The organism is uncultured Parvibaculum sp. (assembly GCF_963975745.1).
Taxonomy (GTDB): Bacteria; Pseudomonadota; Alphaproteobacteria; order Parvibaculales; family Parvibaculaceae; genus Parvibaculum.
On the sequence record NZ_CAXBIB010000019.1, the window covers coordinates 48,752 to 63,497 of the forward strand.

The window sequence follows — 14,746 nt, forward strand, 5'->3', positions numbered from 1 at the left end:
GTTCTTCTCCTCACCGCAATCCGAGCCCGCGGGCGATGATGCCCCGCAGGATTTCGCGCGTACCGCCGCGCAACGAAAACGACGGCGTCGTCTGCGTCAGATAGCCCAGCACCTGTTCATAGTCGCTGCCCGCCCCGACCGTCGGTTCGATGCCCAGCAGCTCATGCGCGCGCACCGGCATGTCCTGCTCGAAGATCGCGCCGAGATCCTTGACCACCGAGGCTTCGAGTGCCGGGTTCTCGCCCTTGTCGAGCATGCCGGCGACCGAAAGCGACATCTGCCGCAGCGTCACCAGATGCGCGACGAGACGGCCGATTTCGCGTGCACCTTCCGGACCGCCGCGCTTTTCGAGTTCGCGGATCATTTCGACCATCAGGATGAAACTCGAAAGGTAACGCTCCGGCCCCGAACGTTCGAAGGCGAGTTCGGCGGTCACCTGGTTCCAGCCGCCGCCTTCGGTGCCCACCATCATGTCGTCGGGCACGAAGGCGTCCTGGAACACCACCTCGTTGAAATGCGCCTTGCCGGCCAGATCCCTGATCGGCCGGATCGTGATGCCTTCGGTCGTCTTGAGATCAACCAGAAATTGCGTCAGGCCCGCATGCTTGTTCTGCGGATCGAGATGGGTGCGGAACAACCCGATCATGTAATGCGCGGTATGGGCGCCCGAGGTCCAGAGCTTGGTTCCGTTGACCTTGTATCCGCCGTCGACCTTGTCGGCGCGGGTACGGGTCGCGGCAAGGTCCGAGCCCGAATCCGGTTCCGACATGCCGATGCAGAAATAGCATTCGCCCCTGGCGACGCGTGGCAGGATTTTCTGCCGCTGCTCTTCCGTACCGAAGCGCATCAGCAGCGGTCCCGACTGCCGGTCGCCGATCCAGTGCGCGCCGACCGGCGCACCTGCCGCCAGCAATTCCTCCAGCACGACATAGCGGTCGAAGGCGCTGCGCTCATGGCCGCCATATTTCTTCGGCCAGGTCATCGCGATCCAGCCCTTGGCGCCCAACTTGCGGCTGAATTCGGGGTCCGATCCCGACCAGGTCTGCGCCCGGGTCACCGCCGGCACATTGGCCAGTTCCTCGGCGAGGAAGGCGCGCACTTCCGCGCGCAATCCCTCCGTCTCGCCGGGCAAGGCGCAAAGATCGAAGCGAAAGGCCTGCATTACTGTCTCCTCACGTCACCAGGGCGGTCGTACCGCCATCGATCCGGATATTGAGGGCGTTGATGGCACTCGCGCGCGGACTGGCGACGAATGCGACCAGATCGGCGATCTCCTCGGGGAGAGGTACCTTGCCGGTCAGGTTGCCCATGAAATTCTTCAGCACATGCGGCTCGATCTCGTCCCATGTCGTGCCCCAGCCGCGTTCGCGACCCTGCGCGAGGAAACGTTCCTCGACCTCCTTCGTGCGGATGAGGCCGGGACTGACCAGATTGACGGTAATGCCGGTGCCCTTCAGTTCCTTGGCGAGCGACACGGTCATCGTCGCCAGTGCGCCCTTCGACGCGTAGTATTGCGGCATGCGCGCGGCCGGTTCCGTCGAGCCGATGGTGCCGAGCATCACGATGCGGCCCCAGCCCTTGCGCTTCATCGCATCCATGAAGGCGCGGGACAGGCGCATGGCCGAGAGCACATTCTTCTCATAGGCCTCGATCCAGTCCGGCGTTTCGGATTTCGCCCATGAGCCCGCATCGGCGGTGCCGTAATTGTTGATGAGGATGTCGACATCGCCGGCCGCAGCGGCGACTTCTGCCGCACCTGCATCGTTCAATATGTCGCCCGCAATGGCCGTTGCCGAAGCTCCTGCCGCACGGATCTCGGCGGCAACGGTGTCGGCCGGTCCCTGCTCGAATCCATGCACCAGCACATGCGCACCTTCGCGCGCCAGCGCATGGGCGATGGCGCGGCCCGTGCCGCGATGCGCGCCGGAAACAAGCGCCGTCCTGCCAGTGAGATGAAAATCCATAAACGCCGATCCTGCCCGTCGCCCCTCATCGTTCGGAGGCGTTTCTAGCAGGATATGGTTCGCCTGTCCGCGTGGGAACAGGGGCATTCAGGATTTGGGAGAAGGTCGCGGGGAGGTGTGGCCGAATCTTGTGCAGCAGATCAGAATTCCGCTGCGGCAAGCGTCACCGGCGCGATCTCGGCGACAACGGGCGCGGCGCCTGACAGGGATGCAATGCTGAACAGGGTGGGAAAGGTCTTGCCCGTATAGACACCGGCCGAGAACAGCATCGCGGCGCCGACGCACAAGCCCGCCACCGCCACCATGCGGCGGCGTGAGCGGCGATTGTAGAATATCTTCCGCGCCATTGGAGTTCCCCCTGACGTCTCGAGCCAGTTCGTTTCGGGGTACGCTGCAATGGTAATTTTATGGTGAAATCTTTAAGAGATTTCTAATCGGAATACCGTTATTTGATCCAATATTGAGCGAATACTATCGTACCGGCACAGAAAATCCGTGCCGGTACGATCTCTTCAGAAGCGCCGATTGGCGGGTTCTTCCTTGGCGTGCCCGACATTCAGCGCCAGGCAATCGAGCACGCGATAGAGCTTGCCGACCAGCGTGTCGTCCTTCGGCGTCGGCGTTGCGGCCGCAACTGCCGAGGCCGCACCAACGATGGCCAGCGCCGCCTCGGTCCAAGCCAGCAGGTCGACCGGCAGAATCGCAGAGAGAAGTTCCAGCATGTCTTGTTCCTCCAGTTGAGTTTTCGGGGGCAGGGAAACGATGGAATGCTCAGAGGTGCAGCGTCGCGCTGCGGCCCGCGCCATGGCCGAAACTGGCACTGAGCTGACGGACGGCGACGTCCAGCGTCGGAAATGTCGCGCTGCCGAAGTCGGCGACCTGATCGGCCACGCTGTAGATTGCGTGAGGTCCGTCCGTCGCGATGACGCGCTTTACGGTTGAACCGTCCCGAATCTCGACTTCGTAGTGTTCACTTTCCTCGCCGAGCGGTACGTCGAGACCGGCCCAGTTGTCGCCGCCGATACGGGTGCGGCGGATCCAGCCGAGTTCGATGTCGCCGCCCGGTCCGCGCCGCGCATGCAGATGGACCGGGCTCAGCGGGCGCAGACCGATGCCGTCGAAGCTGCGTGTTGCGGTCGCATAGGTTTCATCGTCGAGCGGGAGTGGCGCAGGCCCATAGGCCCAGATCCGCGACAGTCCGCGTTCGGCGTCGCTGATGCCGAGTTCCGCCACTGCCGCATCGAGCAGCACGAAACGCGCGCCGGGCGCCAGCGGCGCCCGCATCGCGCTTTCGCTGCCGGCCTGACCGCGCAGCAGACCCGACAACACGAACGTGTCAGGCGCATCCAGCAGCGCGCTCCGGAACTGGATGACTTCCCATTCGCCTTCCGGCGTCTCGAGTGCAGCCGCATTGGCGCCGTCCAGCACGGAGAACATGTCGGCGCTCGCCAGCTCTCCGCTCGACAGCTCGATTGCCAGCTCGCTTGCTTCGTCCCAGCGTCCGACCGGCCCCGGCCATAGCGGCGTCAGCGTCCGTCCCAGCGTCGCCGGCAATGTCACGATGCGATCGAAGGCAAAACCTGCACCGGCGCCCTTGAAGAAGGCGATGCCGCCCGGCCAGGGATCGGCCGCCACTGCGACGCGCGGCGCATGCGGCGTCTCCGCGCCGGTCAGCAAGGGCAGATCCATGAAGACGGCCAGCGGCACGCCATAGCTCGGCGCAATCCCGGGCGCGCGCGGACGCAGCGGCGCCGTCACCGGTCCATAGAGACTGGCTTCGGCCGCAACGCCACGACAGTTGCGGGAATGCGTGTCGGCAATCTCGACCAGGCGGAAATCTGCGGCACGATGCGGCAGTTCGAGCGTCACGACATCGCCCGGATCGAGTGCGAGCCGGCTCGGCGGCAGGGAGAGCACGGCACGTTCGCGCTCGCTCCAGGCCTTCTGCATCCGGATATCGGCGACTGCCTGTGCGGCGGCTTGCGTCAGCACCATCGGAAGCGTCGCGGTTGCCACGCGTTCGCTGCTGCCTGCCAGACGGCGCGCCTCGACCGCCGCCTGCCTGTATTCGCCGGCACCATCGATATAGGCGATCTTCGCCGTATGGGGCAGTTCGGTTTCCTGACCGCGTGTCAGCGCATAGCCGGGCGTTGCGCCCTCCCCGGCCACCGCCAGTTGATCGGGCGTCAGAGAGAGCACCGGCGCGTCACCGAAATGCCGGAAGCGGATTCGCCCTTGCGTCTCGGCCGCATCGAAGAAATGCGCCAGCATCAGCGGCTCGAGCGCAGCGCGGGGCGACATGATGCGGTCGATCACGAAGCCTTCGACCGTGCCGCCGAGTTCACCAACGTCAAAATCCTCGAATCCGGCTTCGCGCATGATTGCGGTGGCGAGATCGGCCAGCGGGGCGGCGCCCATGCGGCCATTGAGCCAGTGCCCGCGCTGCCAGTTTTCGCCGTCGGTCCAGATGTCGATGCGTTCCGGGAAGGCCGGAAAGGGCCGCGCGTCCCAGGTCCAGAGGAAGATCCGTGTCGGGTCGACCATGCGTCCGCCATAGACCGGCGAGAGCGGATTGGTGCCCGCGACGTGATCCGGATGTGCCGGATCCCAGCAGGACATCTGCGTCTCGATGAAGCGGCGCTGGATGAAATCGTCGCGCGTGCCGCGCGAGAAATGGGGCAAGGCGCTTTCGGACGATTTCGGATCGACGAAGACATTGGGCTGGTTGGTGCCCTTGTCGATCGCGGGACAACCGAGTTCGGTGAACCAGACCGGTTTCGATTGCGGCATCCAGGCCGTCGGCACTTCGCTCTCGATGCCGCCCGGCCGGTCGTGATGGGCATTCGACCACCAGGACTTGATGTCCTTGGCGCGCCAGACCCAGGGCTTGCCATAAGCGCCGTCGGTGATCGGCGTGCGGAGCTGCGCCGCGCGGTCGGCCTCGTTTACATAATACCAGTCGAAGGCCTCGCCGCCCGCGATATGGCTGCGCAGGTATTCGAGGTCGTAGATCGAACGCCAGCCTGCTTCTGTGTCGAGATGGGTATGGCCGTCGCGCCAGTCGCTCAGCGGGGCGTAATTGTCGATGCCGATGAAATCGACATTGGTGTCGGCCCAGAGCGGGTCGAGATGGAAATGGAGATCGCCCGTACCGTCATTCGGCGCGTGGGTCGCATATTCCGACCAGTCGGCGGCATAGGAGACTTTCGTTCCGGATCCGAGGATCGCCTTCACATCGGATGCAAGTTCCTTCAACGCTGCGACGGCCGGATAGGTTCCCGCCGCACTGCGTATCTGCGTCAGCGCCCTCAGTTCCGAACCGATCAGGAAGGCATCGACGCCGCCGGCCTGCGCACAAAGATCGGCATAGTGCAGCACCATGCGGCGATATGACCACTCGCCGGCGCCGGGCGCCGCGCTGCCGAAAAAGCTTTCGACCTGTGCTGCCGCCGCGGCCGTCTTGTCGGGTGTGCCGTCCCGTCCGGGCGCCGGATCGCAGGTGATCCGCCCGCGCCAGGGATAGGCCGGCTGACTCGCCCCGCCGGTCCATGGATCGGGCCGCGCATTTCCTTCGGGCACATCCATCATCACGAAGGGATAGAAAACGACGTCCAGTCCGCGCGCCTTGAGGTCCCCGATCGCCCGCAGAACCGAGGCATCGGAAGGCGTGCCGCCAAAGGCCGGTCGCCCCTCGATCTCGCTGACGGTCTGCGCCGAGGCCCGGCCGATCCCCGCCACGCTCCAGCTGCCGGGCTGCGTGATCTTGTGGCCGATCTCGACCTTGGGCCGCACCGTGCACGCGCCGCAGCGCAGATCGTCGCCGAACCAGCTCACCACCAGCGATACCGCGTCGACATTCGGGCAGGTCGCCTCGAGTTCGTCGAGCGCCACAGGCCAATCGGCGCGGCCATCCGAGCTGTGCCGATTGAGCGCGCGGCTCGACGTCTCGCTGAGGATCTCGCGCTGCGCGACCGTGTCGTAGACGAACTCGCCGGCGCCGGGAATCATCGTCACGGCACGCACCAGCCCCTCGACCTCGCTCAGCGCGCGGAAGACCTCGAAGCTCAGTTGCGGGATGCGGTTGCCGAAAGGCGTCACGTCCATGTTCTCGAAGACGATATAGGCCGTGCCGCGATAGGCGGGCGCGGCGTCCGCGCCTTCGACCGCCTCGATCAGCGGATCGGGCTGCTGGTCCTCGCCGCCTCGGTGCAACCGCCAGGTCAGGCCCGACAGCGACAGCGGCTTGCCATCGGCCCAGATGCGGCCGATGCGCGTCACCGCGCCTTCGCAGAGCGCGACCGCGAAGGAAACGCTGTAGCTGTATTCGGTGACGGTGACGCTCGATCCGCCGCCGCCCTTGCCGCCGCCGGATGTCTGCCGGCGCACATGCTCCTTGTAGTTGGTCGCCCAGATCACCTGACCTGCGAGCCGCGCCCGCCCATAGAGACGCGAGATCGGCGCGCCCTCGGTCGAGGCCATCACATGAAGGTCGTCAAGGCGCGGGCCCTGCGCATTGGCCGAGCTGCCGAAGAGCTGCGCATCGACATAGGCGCCGATCCCGGTACCGATCGCGCCGCCCAGTGCCGCGCCGCTGACGGTCGCACCGAAAAAACTCAGCCCCGACGGCAGCAATGCGCTGCCGAGCGCCGAGCCGACAGAGGAAAGAACCAGTGTTGCCATGCGTCAGTCGTCAATGCCGGGAAAGCGGAAGGCGAAGGCGGCACGGGCGCGCCACCAGCGGCCGAGAGAGGTTTCGACCACGGCGCGGCCCGACCAGGCATGGATCATCCGGTCCGGCGCGCTGAGGATCGCGGCATGTTTGGCCGGACCGCCGGAGCGCATGCGGAACAGCATCACATCGCCTGCCTGTGCATCGGCGACGGCGATTTGCGTCATATGCCGCCGTGCGGCATCGGCCATGGTTTCAGCCGCCGCCCCGCCCGGCGCCGCGGCCCAGTCCGGCGTATACGGCGGGGGCAGTTCCGGTTCGGCGCCCACCACTTCGCGCCAGACGCCGCGCACCAGGCCCAGGCAATCGGTGCCGGCGCCTTTCAGGCTCGCCTGATGCCGATACGGCGTGCCGATCCAGCCGCGCGCGGCGGCGACGATCTCCTCCCGTGTCGTCATCTCAGGCCCGCCGGCCGCCGTCATTCGGGCCATCGCCCGCGCGCGCGAGCACGAAATCATTGCCCGGCATATGCGGGAAGCCGCGGAAATTGACGCCGTTGGCGAATTTCGCGCGGCAGGTTGCGAACTGCTTGTCGCAGCCCGCCGTCACGATGAACGTGTCGCCGGGCGCGACGGTACGCGCCATGCGCCGCCAGAGCTCGAGCCGTGTGCCGTCCGGCCGCAGCGCATGGGCCTTCACTTCCATCGCCGCGCCTTGATTGGCGCCGCCCGAAAAGACCAGTTTGCCGCGCTCGAACCAGCCGGCGGCGAAGCTATCGAGCCCGCTTGCAATGACAATGCGGTCGTCTTCGGCGCTGGTCACGACGCCCATGCCGCGAAACTGATCCGCATCCAGTGCGATGCCGCAACGCGCGTCGCCGAGATCGGCATCGCAGCCATACTGAAAGATTCGTCCCGTCGGCTGGTTGAGACGATGCGCCAGGCCGCGCAGTTCGGCGCTGAAGGCCGCGCCCGACCGGGTCACCTCGCCGAGATTGCCCTTCCGGAGCAGCACACGCTCGTCCGGCGCCTGCCAGTTGACGCGCCAGATCTCGATTTCGGCGTCGTCATAGAGACCGGCCGCGAGGTCGCCCTCCTCGATCCGCGCCGAGGAGAGCGCGCCGGCGACGTCGAGATTGTCGACCGCAAGCCCCGAAGAATTTTCAAGCGCCGTCGCGGTGAAGCCGCCGGCCGCTTCATAGGTCAGGCCGTCGAAGGCGAGATCGCGGTCGTGATCGGTGAAGCCCATCGCGGCGCCGTCGGCGCGCGTCAGCTTCCAGCAGGTCGCCAGCGTCGTCGCGCCCGAGGCCAGATGTGCGGCAAGGCCGGGGGACAGGGTTTTCATGGTTCACACCCGGATCTCGATGACCGGCACGTCGGGGACGCTGCCGGCGTCGAAGGCGCCGAGATCGATGTCGAGAAAGTCGGTGTCGAAGCGCACCGGCACGTCGAATTCGAAACCCGCCGTCACGGCCGCGCCGGACGCCGGCGCCACCGTCAAGCTCACCAGACCGGTTGTCGGGTCGGCCGTGAAATCGGTCTCTGCCGTCATCTCGATGCCGTCGACCGCGACGCGCACGCTACCCGCCACCGGCTTGGCGATGTCGCGCGCATGGCTCACGCCGCCCGAGGCGTAGTGCTTGACGAGCTGGAAAGCGGTGCGCGCGCCGTCGCCCGTGCCCAGCAGCTGATCGGTCGGTGCGACGATCGCGCCCGGCGCGCAGCTCTTGCCGTCCACGCGGTCGTGCCAGCGGAAGCCGTGCAGCCGCCCGTGCCGCGCCTCGAAGAATTCGATCAGCGCGTGAATGTCGTCGAGCGCGCGCAGGCCGAGCCCGGCATTCCAGCGCCGCCGCGACATTGCCCAGGGGCTGTTGCGCTCCTCATGGCCCGAGCCCAGCGTCACGATCTCGGTGCGCCGCTCCGGCCCGCCCGAGGCGCCGAAGCCGATCGCCAGCGGAAAGCGGATTTCGTGAAAACCCATGTCAGAGGTTCCGGGCACCGCGCCGCGTGGCGCGGGCCAGCATCGCGGCGATCTGGGATTCGGAACGGCGGAAGCTCTCGGCGTCGGTGGCGGTCACGTTGAAGGTGACGTTGATGACGCCCGCGCCGGCTTCCGCCGCCACGCCGAGCCGGCCGTCGCGGCCGCGCTTCAGCGGCAATATCGCTTCGGGTCCGGCTTCGCCGGCCAGCCCCGTTCCGCCCTTCAGCGGGAAGAGCAGCGGGCTGTTGACGACGCCGCCTCTGGCGAAGGGCCGCAGGCGGCCATCGGCAAAGGCGCTGCCCTTCGCGCTGCCGACAAGGCCGCCCACAAGCCCGCTGAAGCCGCCCGCCACCGCGCTTGAGATCGAACGCGTCAGGCTTTCCAGCGCCAGGCGCGAAATATCGAGCGCCAGCTTGCGCAGCACGTCGGAGAGCGAACGCCCTTTCAGCGCGACGCCCTCGAAGGCCGAGGACAGTGCGCGGCCGAAATCGCGGCCGCCGGCGCCGGCGCGGCGATAATCCTCGGTCACGGCGCGGAGCGTGCGCTGCGTTTCGAGGCCGAAGGCGCGCGTCGCCGCGGCCGCCGCCTCCATGGCGCGGGTCAGCGCCGCCGGATCGGTGTCGGGGGTCATGATCTCTCTTTCAGTCCGGGTAGCGCTCGATCAGCCGGTCAAGCGCGCTTCGTTCCATGGCGGCGTCGCCGGCCGGCTGCAGCACCCGCGCGGCGGCGGCGAGTTCGGGCAGGGTCAGCCGCCAGAAAATATCGGGCGCGAGGCGCAACGTGCCGAGGCCCAGCGCCATCGCCTCTTCCCAGGGAAAGCGCGGCGCGCTCATTTGCTGTCGCTGCCGCCGAAGGTTGCCGACAGCAGATCGGCGACCACGGCGATGAAACCGGCCGCGCCGCCTTCGGCCGTCAGTTGCGCGACTTCCGCGTCCGGGATATCGGCGCCGGCGCCGCGCAGCCCCGCGCCGATGACGCGCACGGCATCCGTCGCCGAAATGCGCCCGCTCTCGAAGCGCGCGGCCAGCGCCAGCATGTCCTCGCCGCCAAAGGCCTGTTCGAGCTCGGCCAGCGCCCCCAGCGTCAGCACCAGCCGACGCTTCTCGCCGCCCAGCACCGCCTCGATCTCGCCGCGATGTCTGTTGGCCATGCTCATGCCGCCGCAAAGGTGATTTCGCCGGCGCTTTCGAGCGCCAGGTCGAACGTCACCTCGCCGTCATGTTCGCCGGCAAATTCCAGCGCGACGATCTGGAACGGGCCTTCGACGGTGCCGAAATCCGGGATCACCACCTGCCAGTTGCGGATCGCGCCGTCGAAAAAGACCTGGCGCACCGCCGCATCGGAGGCCTGGTCGCGGAAGATGCCGCGCCCGGTCACGGCGGCCGAACGCACACCCGCCCCTTCCAGCAGTTCGCGCCAGCGCCCGGCCGAGTCCGCATGGGTGATGTCGACCGGCCGCGCGTTGAAGGCCAGCGCCCGCGCGCGCAAGCCTGCCACGGTCGCGAAGCTGCCCGTGCCGGTTGCGTCGAGCTTGACCAGCAGGTCCTTGCCTTTCTGGGCGGTCATGAAATGTCCTTTTTGAAGTTTGTGCGGTTACTCAACCATTCGCCGCATCGCCCCACCCGCCCCTGGGGGGCGGGTCGAAAAATTCGAGCCTGCGAAGAATTTTTCGGGGCGGGGGTGCGGGCTTTCGCCGTCGAATACGATATCGTCTGTATACTGCCGATCCGCTGCGCCCCCGCCCCGAACAAGCTGCGCTTGTTCGACCCTCCCCCCAGGGGAGGGTGGGCGCCAAAGCGGATGGCGTTCCCTACATCGCCTCCGTCACCGCGCGGAAGCGGATCGTGCCGCGCCAGGTCAGGCCGTCGGCTTCGCGCCGCGTCTCGCTGCCCCGCCATTGCAGATTGACCAGCACATGGCCCGCAAGTGCCAGCGCCGCATCCTCGAGCGCGGCGGCGATGGCGGCCAGAACGGCCTTGGCTTCCGCCCGGCCGCCGCGCCGCGAATAGACGTGGAAGGCGAGGAAATGCTCGGCGCCGCGGCTGTCGCCGCTGCTCCAGTCGCGCGTCTCGTTCTCGCCCAGCGTCAGATAGGGAAAGCCCGTATCGGCCGGCGGATTGTCATGGAGCCGCGTCCCGAGCAGCGCGGCCAGCGCCGCATCGCCCGAAAGCCGCGCCCACAGCGCCTTCTGCAATTCGAGATCGGCGCTCACGATGCCCCGCCCGCCTCGCAATCGAGGCTGAGAAAACGCCGCCGCCCGTCGCGGTCGGCAACCGCGCGAATGTTCAGCGCCGCACCGCGCCAGACGAGCCGCATCGCCGGCGTCACGCCGGCGCGAAAGCGGATCGTCACGCGCAACCGCGTCCGTGCCTCCAGCCTTTCGCCGGCCGTGACTTCGCCGCCGCCCGCCGCCGCGACATCGGCCCAGAGCGTCGCCACCGGGCTCCAGGCCGTATCGGCGCCGCCGGCGCCGTCGGGCGTCCGCACCGGCGCCTCCAGCGTCACGCGCTGACGCAACGCACCCACCCTCACAGCCGCACCCGCCGCCAGGGCGCCAGCAGCGCCACCACCATCGGCGGCAGGCCGCGCACCGCCGCCGCCTCGCGATCCTCGAACCACTGCGCCAGCAGCAGCAACAGCGCCTGCTTCAGCGGCGGCGGCACATCGCCCGCCGCGCCATAGCCGGCGGTGAAGTCGATGGCGATGCCGTCGAGCCGGGTTGCCGGTTGCGGCAGCGACATGCCCGGTTTTGCCAGCAGCCGCGGCGCGTCGCCGGCAAGTGCGGTTTCGTAAAGTGCCGCATCGACCGTCTGCGGCGCGCCATCGCCCGCCGCAACCGTCAGCGCCGTCACCGCCGAGACCGGCGCCAGCGGCAGCATCAGCGGCCCGTCGGGCCAGGCATCGAGCGTCAGCCGCCAGCCCTGCATCGTCAGCACGCGCCGCGTCTCGGCCTCGATCGCGGCACGCGCGGCCGCGATCAGCGCCACGACCAGCGCGTCTTCCTCCGTCCCGTCGAGCCGCAACTGCGCGCGGGCTTCGGCCAGCGTCACCGGTTCCTCGGTGGGGCCCGAAAGATGGATCAGGGGCATGGGGGTTTCTTTCCGGGAGATCAGAAAAGTTCGGTGTCATCCCGGTGATCCCGGCTATCGCCGGGACAAGAGCCGGGATCCATGGGCGGTGCGGCCCGTGGCAAGATAAGGATTTTGCACGCGGAGACGCGGAGTCGCGGAGAAGAGAAGTAGGCAGGAAGATTTCAAGCAGAGGCGCAGGGCGTGTTTTCTGGCGCTTCGCGCCGAAGGCGCAATAAATCTTCCCTTCTCCGCGACTCCGCGTCTCCGCGTGAATCCTTTTTCCCTTCACCTCGCCATTTGAGGGTGGAAGAAGAAGCCGAGCGAGCGTCTACACCGGCTTCAGATGCGCATGCGCCAGCAGCGCCAGCGCGGCGATCGGCGTGCCTGCCGCATGCGTGCCGGTCAGCACCACCGCGACGCGGCTGTAGCGCGCCGGGCCGACATAGCCGATGCGGTAGTCGCGCTGGTCGCCGGCCATGTCGTCGATCGTCGCGAAGACGCCGTTTTCGTCCGGCGGCCCGCCCAGCACCTCATGCGCCGCCGTCACCGGCTGCCAGTCGCCGCCGTTTTCGGACTGTTCGAGGACGCAGGCGATCGACAGCGCCGGCGAGAGCGCCTCGGCGCTCGCCCCGATACAGACCACATGTTCGACCGCCGCAAAGCCCCGGCGGTCGACCGGCGCGCCGTAACGCGAAATCGTGGTGACGGCCGGGTCGAGCGTCTGCGCCGTCGCGATATTGCTGTGAATGTCGCGCATCTCGCCCTCCCTACGCCGAGAACTTCAAAAGCTTGATCGCCTCGAAATTCTGCACCCCGCCGCCGACGCGCTTGGTCGTGTAGAACAGCACATAGGGCTTGGCGCTGTAGGGATCGCGCAGCACCCGCACGCCCAGCCGGTCGACGATCAGATAGCCGCGGCGGAAATCGCCGAAGGCGATTGCCGCTTCGTCGACGCCGATCGAGGGCATGTCTTCGGCCTCCGTCACCGGATAGTTGAGCAGCGTCGGCGGCTGGCCGGCCGCGAGTGCCGGCTGCCAGAGGTAATTGCCCTCGGCGTCCTTGAACTTGCGGATCGTCGCCTGGGTCGTGCGGTTCATCACGAAGCGGCCGCCGGCGCGATAGCCGGACTTCACCGCATAGACCAGATCGATCAGCCGGTCGGCGGGGTTAGACGCCGGGAAGGCGCCGGCGCTCCCCGTCGCGATAAAGCCGAGCTTGCCCCATTCCCAGGCGCCGTCGGCCACCTGCTCATAGTCGAGAAAGCCGCGCGGCTTTTTCACGCCATCGCCATTGACGAAGGCCGCACCCTCCTGCTCGACGAATGCCGTCTGCACTTCCTCGGCCAGCCACTGGTCGATATTGACGGCCGCGTCGTCCAAGAGCGTCGGCGTCGCCGCCGGCATCGCATAAAGCTCCATTGCCGGAAACTCGATTTCGGCAAGCGTCGGCGTCGCGGTCTGCGGCCGGGCTTCCGTTTCGCCCACCCAGCCCGTCTGCGCGCCGCCGGTCGCAAACGGCTTCTTGAAGCTCGCCGCGCCGATCCTGCGGATGCCGGCAATGGCGCGGATCGGCGAGGCTTCCGAGACCAGCCGGTCGATCGCGCGTTCGGTTTCGCTCGGCACCAGATAGCCGCCATCGGGATCGGACTGGGCCGACAGCGCCTTCGCCTCGAGTCCGCGCAGCTCATGCGCCTCGCCCTTCCGGACATAGCGCTCGAAGGCCTGTTTGTGTTCGCGTGCGGCCGCCGGCCCCGCCCTCTCGCCGCCGAGTTCAGGGCGTTGGGCCGCCAGCGCCAGCGCCTCGACCTTCTTGGTCTGCCGGTCGAGCGCCGTGTCGATGCGGGCGAGCTTTTCCTCGGTCAGCGCATCGGCGGCAAGCTTGCGCTCGATCTCGCCCAGGCGCTCGTCATTGGTTTCCTTGAAGGCCTCGAAGGACGACAGCAATTCGTCCATCGCTTCGCGCACTTCCGTGGCGGCGGGTGCCGCCGGCGGTTCGGCGCTCTTGGTTTCGGCTTCCTTCAGCGCCGCGCCGATGCGCGGCAGGTCGTCATTCCAGAGGGACATGGATGATCTCCGTTCGGGGGTGAAACTTCAGCTTCGAAAAAGACGCGCCGCCGCGCGCAGCGCGCGGGCGAGCGCCGCGTCGGGCGTTACCAGGCGCTTGACCGCGCTGATCCGCGCTTCCGGCAGCATCGGAAAGGTGACGACCGAGATTTCCCAGAGGTCGAGCTCGGTGAGGCGCCGCGCCCCGCGCCGCGCATCCTTTTCGGCGCGCACCACGTGATAGCCGATCGAGAGCCCGTCGACGGCGCCGGCCCGCATCAGCGCCAGCACCTCGCGGGCCCGCGCCACGTCCGTCAGCAGCCGCCCGCGCACGAAAAGCCCGCGCGCATCCTCGCGGATCTCGTTCCAGACGCCGATCACCGCGCCGGCATCGTGCTGGTAAAGCAGCTTGACGCCCTTCGGCCCCCGCCGCGCCAGCGAGCGCGCAAAGGCGCCCGGCATCACGATGTCGCGGCCGAGATCCTCGGCGCCGAAAACGCTCGCATAGCCCTCGAACGTCCCGTCGGGCCGGACGCTTTTGGCCTGAAACCGCGCCGACTTCCGCTCGGCCGCACCTTCACGTTCCGCCTCACTCACGCCTGTCCTCCGTCGTCGGATGGTTTTGGGGGTTGTGGTTTGTCGTTCAGGCAACCAAAAAGGCGCCCTGCTTTCGATGAAGCTGAGCGCCTGACATAAAAACGAGGTGTCACCCCGGCGAAAGCCGGGGTGACACTTTCATTTTGGGTGAGGCAGAAAATCAGCAATCATCATTGCGAGCGAAGAAATTCAGCTTCGCCTCGATCCGCTCAAGCACCGCGTGAGGCGCCTCATCGCATCTCCAACTTCCCACCCGCCCCTGGGGGGCGGGTCGAAAAATTCGCGCGGGACGCGATGAATTTTTCGGGGCGGGGCTGGACCTTACGGCTTACCCCGCCCCGAAATTTGTTTCGCTAACGCTCCACAAATTTCGACCCTCCCCCAAGGGATTCCTCTGCAAAACACAGTGTGCTTTGGTCGTCA

At 67.3% G+C, this 14,746-nt stretch carries 18 protein-coding genes; all 18 read right to left on the reverse strand.

The genetic code is table 11. From position 1 onward, the window contains the following. Positions 1-10 precede the first annotated feature (10 nt). Entirely contained in the window at positions 11-1,162 is a 1,152-nt protein-coding gene (locus AAC071_RS14240; protein ID WP_339833685.1) for an acyl-CoA dehydrogenase family protein, read from the reverse strand. 10 nt (positions 1,163-1,172) lie between these two features. Next, positions 1,173-1,964 carry an SDR family NAD(P)-dependent oxidoreductase gene (locus AAC071_RS14245; protein WP_339833688.1) on the reverse strand — a complete coding sequence of 264 codons (792 nt, stop codon included), beginning with the start codon at positions 1,962-1,964 and terminating at the stop codon, positions 1,173-1,175. A 140-nt stretch (positions 1,965-2,104) separates the two neighbouring features. Then, positions 2,105-2,311 (reverse strand): hypothetical protein, encoded by a 207-nt coding sequence (locus AAC071_RS14250; protein WP_339833689.1) that lies wholly within the window; start codon positions 2,309-2,311, stop codon positions 2,105-2,107. 165 nt (positions 2,312-2,476) lie between these two features. Continuing rightward, positions 2,477-2,686 carry a hypothetical protein gene (locus tag AAC071_RS14255; RefSeq protein WP_339833691.1) on the reverse strand — a complete coding sequence of 70 codons (210 nt, stop codon included), beginning with the start codon at positions 2,684-2,686 and terminating at the stop codon, positions 2,477-2,479. Positions 2,687-2,735: 49 nt separating this feature from the next. Further along, positions 2,736-6,644, reverse strand: a complete 3,909-nt coding sequence (locus AAC071_RS14260; protein WP_339833694.1) for a glycoside hydrolase/phage tail family protein — start codon at positions 6,642-6,644, stop codon at positions 2,736-2,738. A 3-nt stretch (positions 6,645-6,647) separates the two neighbouring features. Further along, positions 6,648-7,091 (reverse strand): NlpC/P60 family protein, encoded by a 444-nt coding sequence (locus AAC071_RS14265; RefSeq protein ID WP_339833697.1) that lies wholly within the window; start codon positions 7,089-7,091, stop codon positions 6,648-6,650. Between the two features lies 1 nt (position 7,092). Continuing rightward, positions 7,093-7,977: a DUF2163 domain-containing protein gene (locus AAC071_RS14270; protein WP_339833700.1), complete on the reverse strand. Its 885-nt coding sequence runs from the start codon at positions 7,975-7,977 to the stop codon at positions 7,093-7,095. Between the two features lie 3 nt (positions 7,978-7,980). Beyond that, entirely contained in the window at positions 7,981-8,613 is a 633-nt protein-coding gene (locus tag AAC071_RS14275) for a DUF2460 domain-containing protein (protein WP_339833702.1), read from the reverse strand. A gap of 1 nt (position 8,614) precedes the next feature. Then, entirely contained in the window at positions 8,615-9,244 is a 630-nt protein-coding gene (locus AAC071_RS14280; protein WP_339833704.1) for a phage tail tape measure protein, read from the reverse strand. Between the two features lie 10 nt (positions 9,245-9,254). After that, positions 9,255-9,446 carry a rcc01693 family protein gene (locus AAC071_RS14285; protein WP_339833706.1) on the reverse strand — a complete coding sequence of 64 codons (192 nt, stop codon included), beginning with the start codon at positions 9,444-9,446 and terminating at the stop codon, positions 9,255-9,257. After that, positions 9,443-9,763 (reverse strand): gene transfer agent family protein, encoded by a 321-nt coding sequence (locus AAC071_RS14290; RefSeq protein ID WP_339833708.1) that lies wholly within the window; start codon positions 9,761-9,763, stop codon positions 9,443-9,445. Before AAC071_RS14290 ends, AAC071_RS14285 begins: the two co-directional genes overlap by 4 nt. A gap of 2 nt (positions 9,764-9,765) precedes the next feature. Beyond that, positions 9,766-10,179 carry a phage major tail protein, TP901-1 family gene (locus AAC071_RS14295; protein ID WP_339833710.1) on the reverse strand — a complete coding sequence of 138 codons (414 nt, stop codon included), beginning with the start codon at positions 10,177-10,179 and terminating at the stop codon, positions 9,766-9,768. Positions 10,180-10,423: 244 nt separating this feature from the next. Continuing rightward, positions 10,424-10,825 carry a DUF3168 domain-containing protein gene (locus AAC071_RS14300; RefSeq protein ID WP_339833712.1) on the reverse strand — a complete coding sequence of 134 codons (402 nt, stop codon included), beginning with the start codon at positions 10,823-10,825 and terminating at the stop codon, positions 10,424-10,426. Then, positions 10,822-11,139 carry a phage head closure protein gene (locus AAC071_RS14305; protein WP_339833714.1) on the reverse strand — a complete coding sequence of 106 codons (318 nt, stop codon included), beginning with the start codon at positions 11,137-11,139 and terminating at the stop codon, positions 10,822-10,824. The genes AAC071_RS14300 and AAC071_RS14305 overlap by 4 nt, the downstream gene beginning before the upstream one ends. A gap of 2 nt (positions 11,140-11,141) precedes the next feature. Next, positions 11,142-11,702 (reverse strand): phage head-tail connector protein, encoded by a 561-nt coding sequence (locus AAC071_RS14310; protein WP_339833717.1) that lies wholly within the window; start codon positions 11,700-11,702, stop codon positions 11,142-11,144. Positions 11,703-12,012: 310 nt separating this feature from the next. Further along, positions 12,013-12,441, reverse strand: coding sequence for a hypothetical protein (locus tag AAC071_RS14315; protein ID WP_339833720.1), 429 nt, complete (start codon positions 12,439-12,441; stop codon positions 12,013-12,015). 10 nt (positions 12,442-12,451) lie between these two features. Then, on the reverse strand, positions 12,452-13,747 hold the full coding sequence (locus AAC071_RS14320) for a phage major capsid protein (RefSeq protein WP_339833722.1): 1,296 nt from the start codon (positions 13,745-13,747) through the stop codon (positions 12,452-12,454). A 27-nt stretch (positions 13,748-13,774) separates the two neighbouring features. Beyond that, positions 13,775-14,323 (reverse strand): HK97 family phage prohead protease, encoded by a 549-nt coding sequence (locus AAC071_RS14325; protein WP_339833724.1) that lies wholly within the window; start codon positions 14,321-14,323, stop codon positions 13,775-13,777. Positions 14,324-14,746 lie beyond the last annotated feature (423 nt).

Bases quoted from the DNA above. Each gene is read 5' to 3' on its own strand.
- AAC071_RS14240 (WP_339833685.1), bottom strand. From the start codon at position 1,162: ATGCAGGCCTTTCGCTTCGATCTTTGCGCCTTGCCCGGCGAGACGGAG.
- AAC071_RS14245 (WP_339833688.1), bottom strand. From the start codon at position 1,964: ATGGATTTTCATCTCACTGGCAGGACGGCGCTTGTTTCCGGCGCGCAT.
- AAC071_RS14250 (WP_339833689.1), bottom strand. From the start codon at position 2,311: ATGGCGCGGAAGATATTCTACAATCGCCGCTCACGCCGCCGCATGGTG.
- AAC071_RS14255 (WP_339833691.1), bottom strand. From the start codon at position 2,686: ATGCTGGAACTTCTCTCTGCGATTCTGCCGGTCGACCTGCTGGCTTGG.
- AAC071_RS14260 (WP_339833694.1), bottom strand. From the start codon at position 6,644: ATGGCAACACTGGTTCTTTCCTCTGTCGGCTCGGCGCTCGGCAGCGCA.
- AAC071_RS14265 (WP_339833697.1), bottom strand. From the start codon at position 7,091: ATGACGACACGGGAGGAGATCGTCGCCGCCGCGCGCGGCTGGATCGGC.
- AAC071_RS14270 (WP_339833700.1), bottom strand. From the start codon at position 7,977: ATGAAAACCCTGTCCCCCGGCCTTGCCGCACATCTGGCCTCGGGCGCG.
- AAC071_RS14275 (WP_339833702.1), bottom strand. From the start codon at position 8,613: ATGGGTTTTCACGAAATCCGCTTTCCGCTGGCGATCGGCTTCGGCGCC.
- AAC071_RS14280 (WP_339833704.1), bottom strand. From the start codon at position 9,244: ATGACCCCCGACACCGATCCGGCGGCGCTGACCCGCGCCATGGAGGCG.
- AAC071_RS14285 (WP_339833706.1), bottom strand. From the start codon at position 9,446: ATGAGCGCGCCGCGCTTTCCCTGGGAAGAGGCGATGGCGCTGGGCCTC.
- AAC071_RS14290 (WP_339833708.1), bottom strand. From the start codon at position 9,763: ATGGCCAACAGACATCGCGGCGAGATCGAGGCGGTGCTGGGCGGCGAG.
- AAC071_RS14295 (WP_339833710.1), bottom strand. From the start codon at position 10,179: ATGACCGCCCAGAAAGGCAAGGACCTGCTGGTCAAGCTCGACGCAACC.
- AAC071_RS14310 (WP_339833717.1), bottom strand. From the start codon at position 11,702: ATGCCCCTGATCCATCTTTCGGGCCCCACCGAGGAACCGGTGACGCTG.
- AAC071_RS14315 (WP_339833720.1), bottom strand. From the start codon at position 12,441: ATGCGCGACATTCACAGCAATATCGCGACGGCGCAGACGCTCGACCCG.
- AAC071_RS14320 (WP_339833722.1), bottom strand. From the start codon at position 13,747: ATGTCCCTCTGGAATGACGACCTGCCGCGCATCGGCGCGGCGCTGAAG.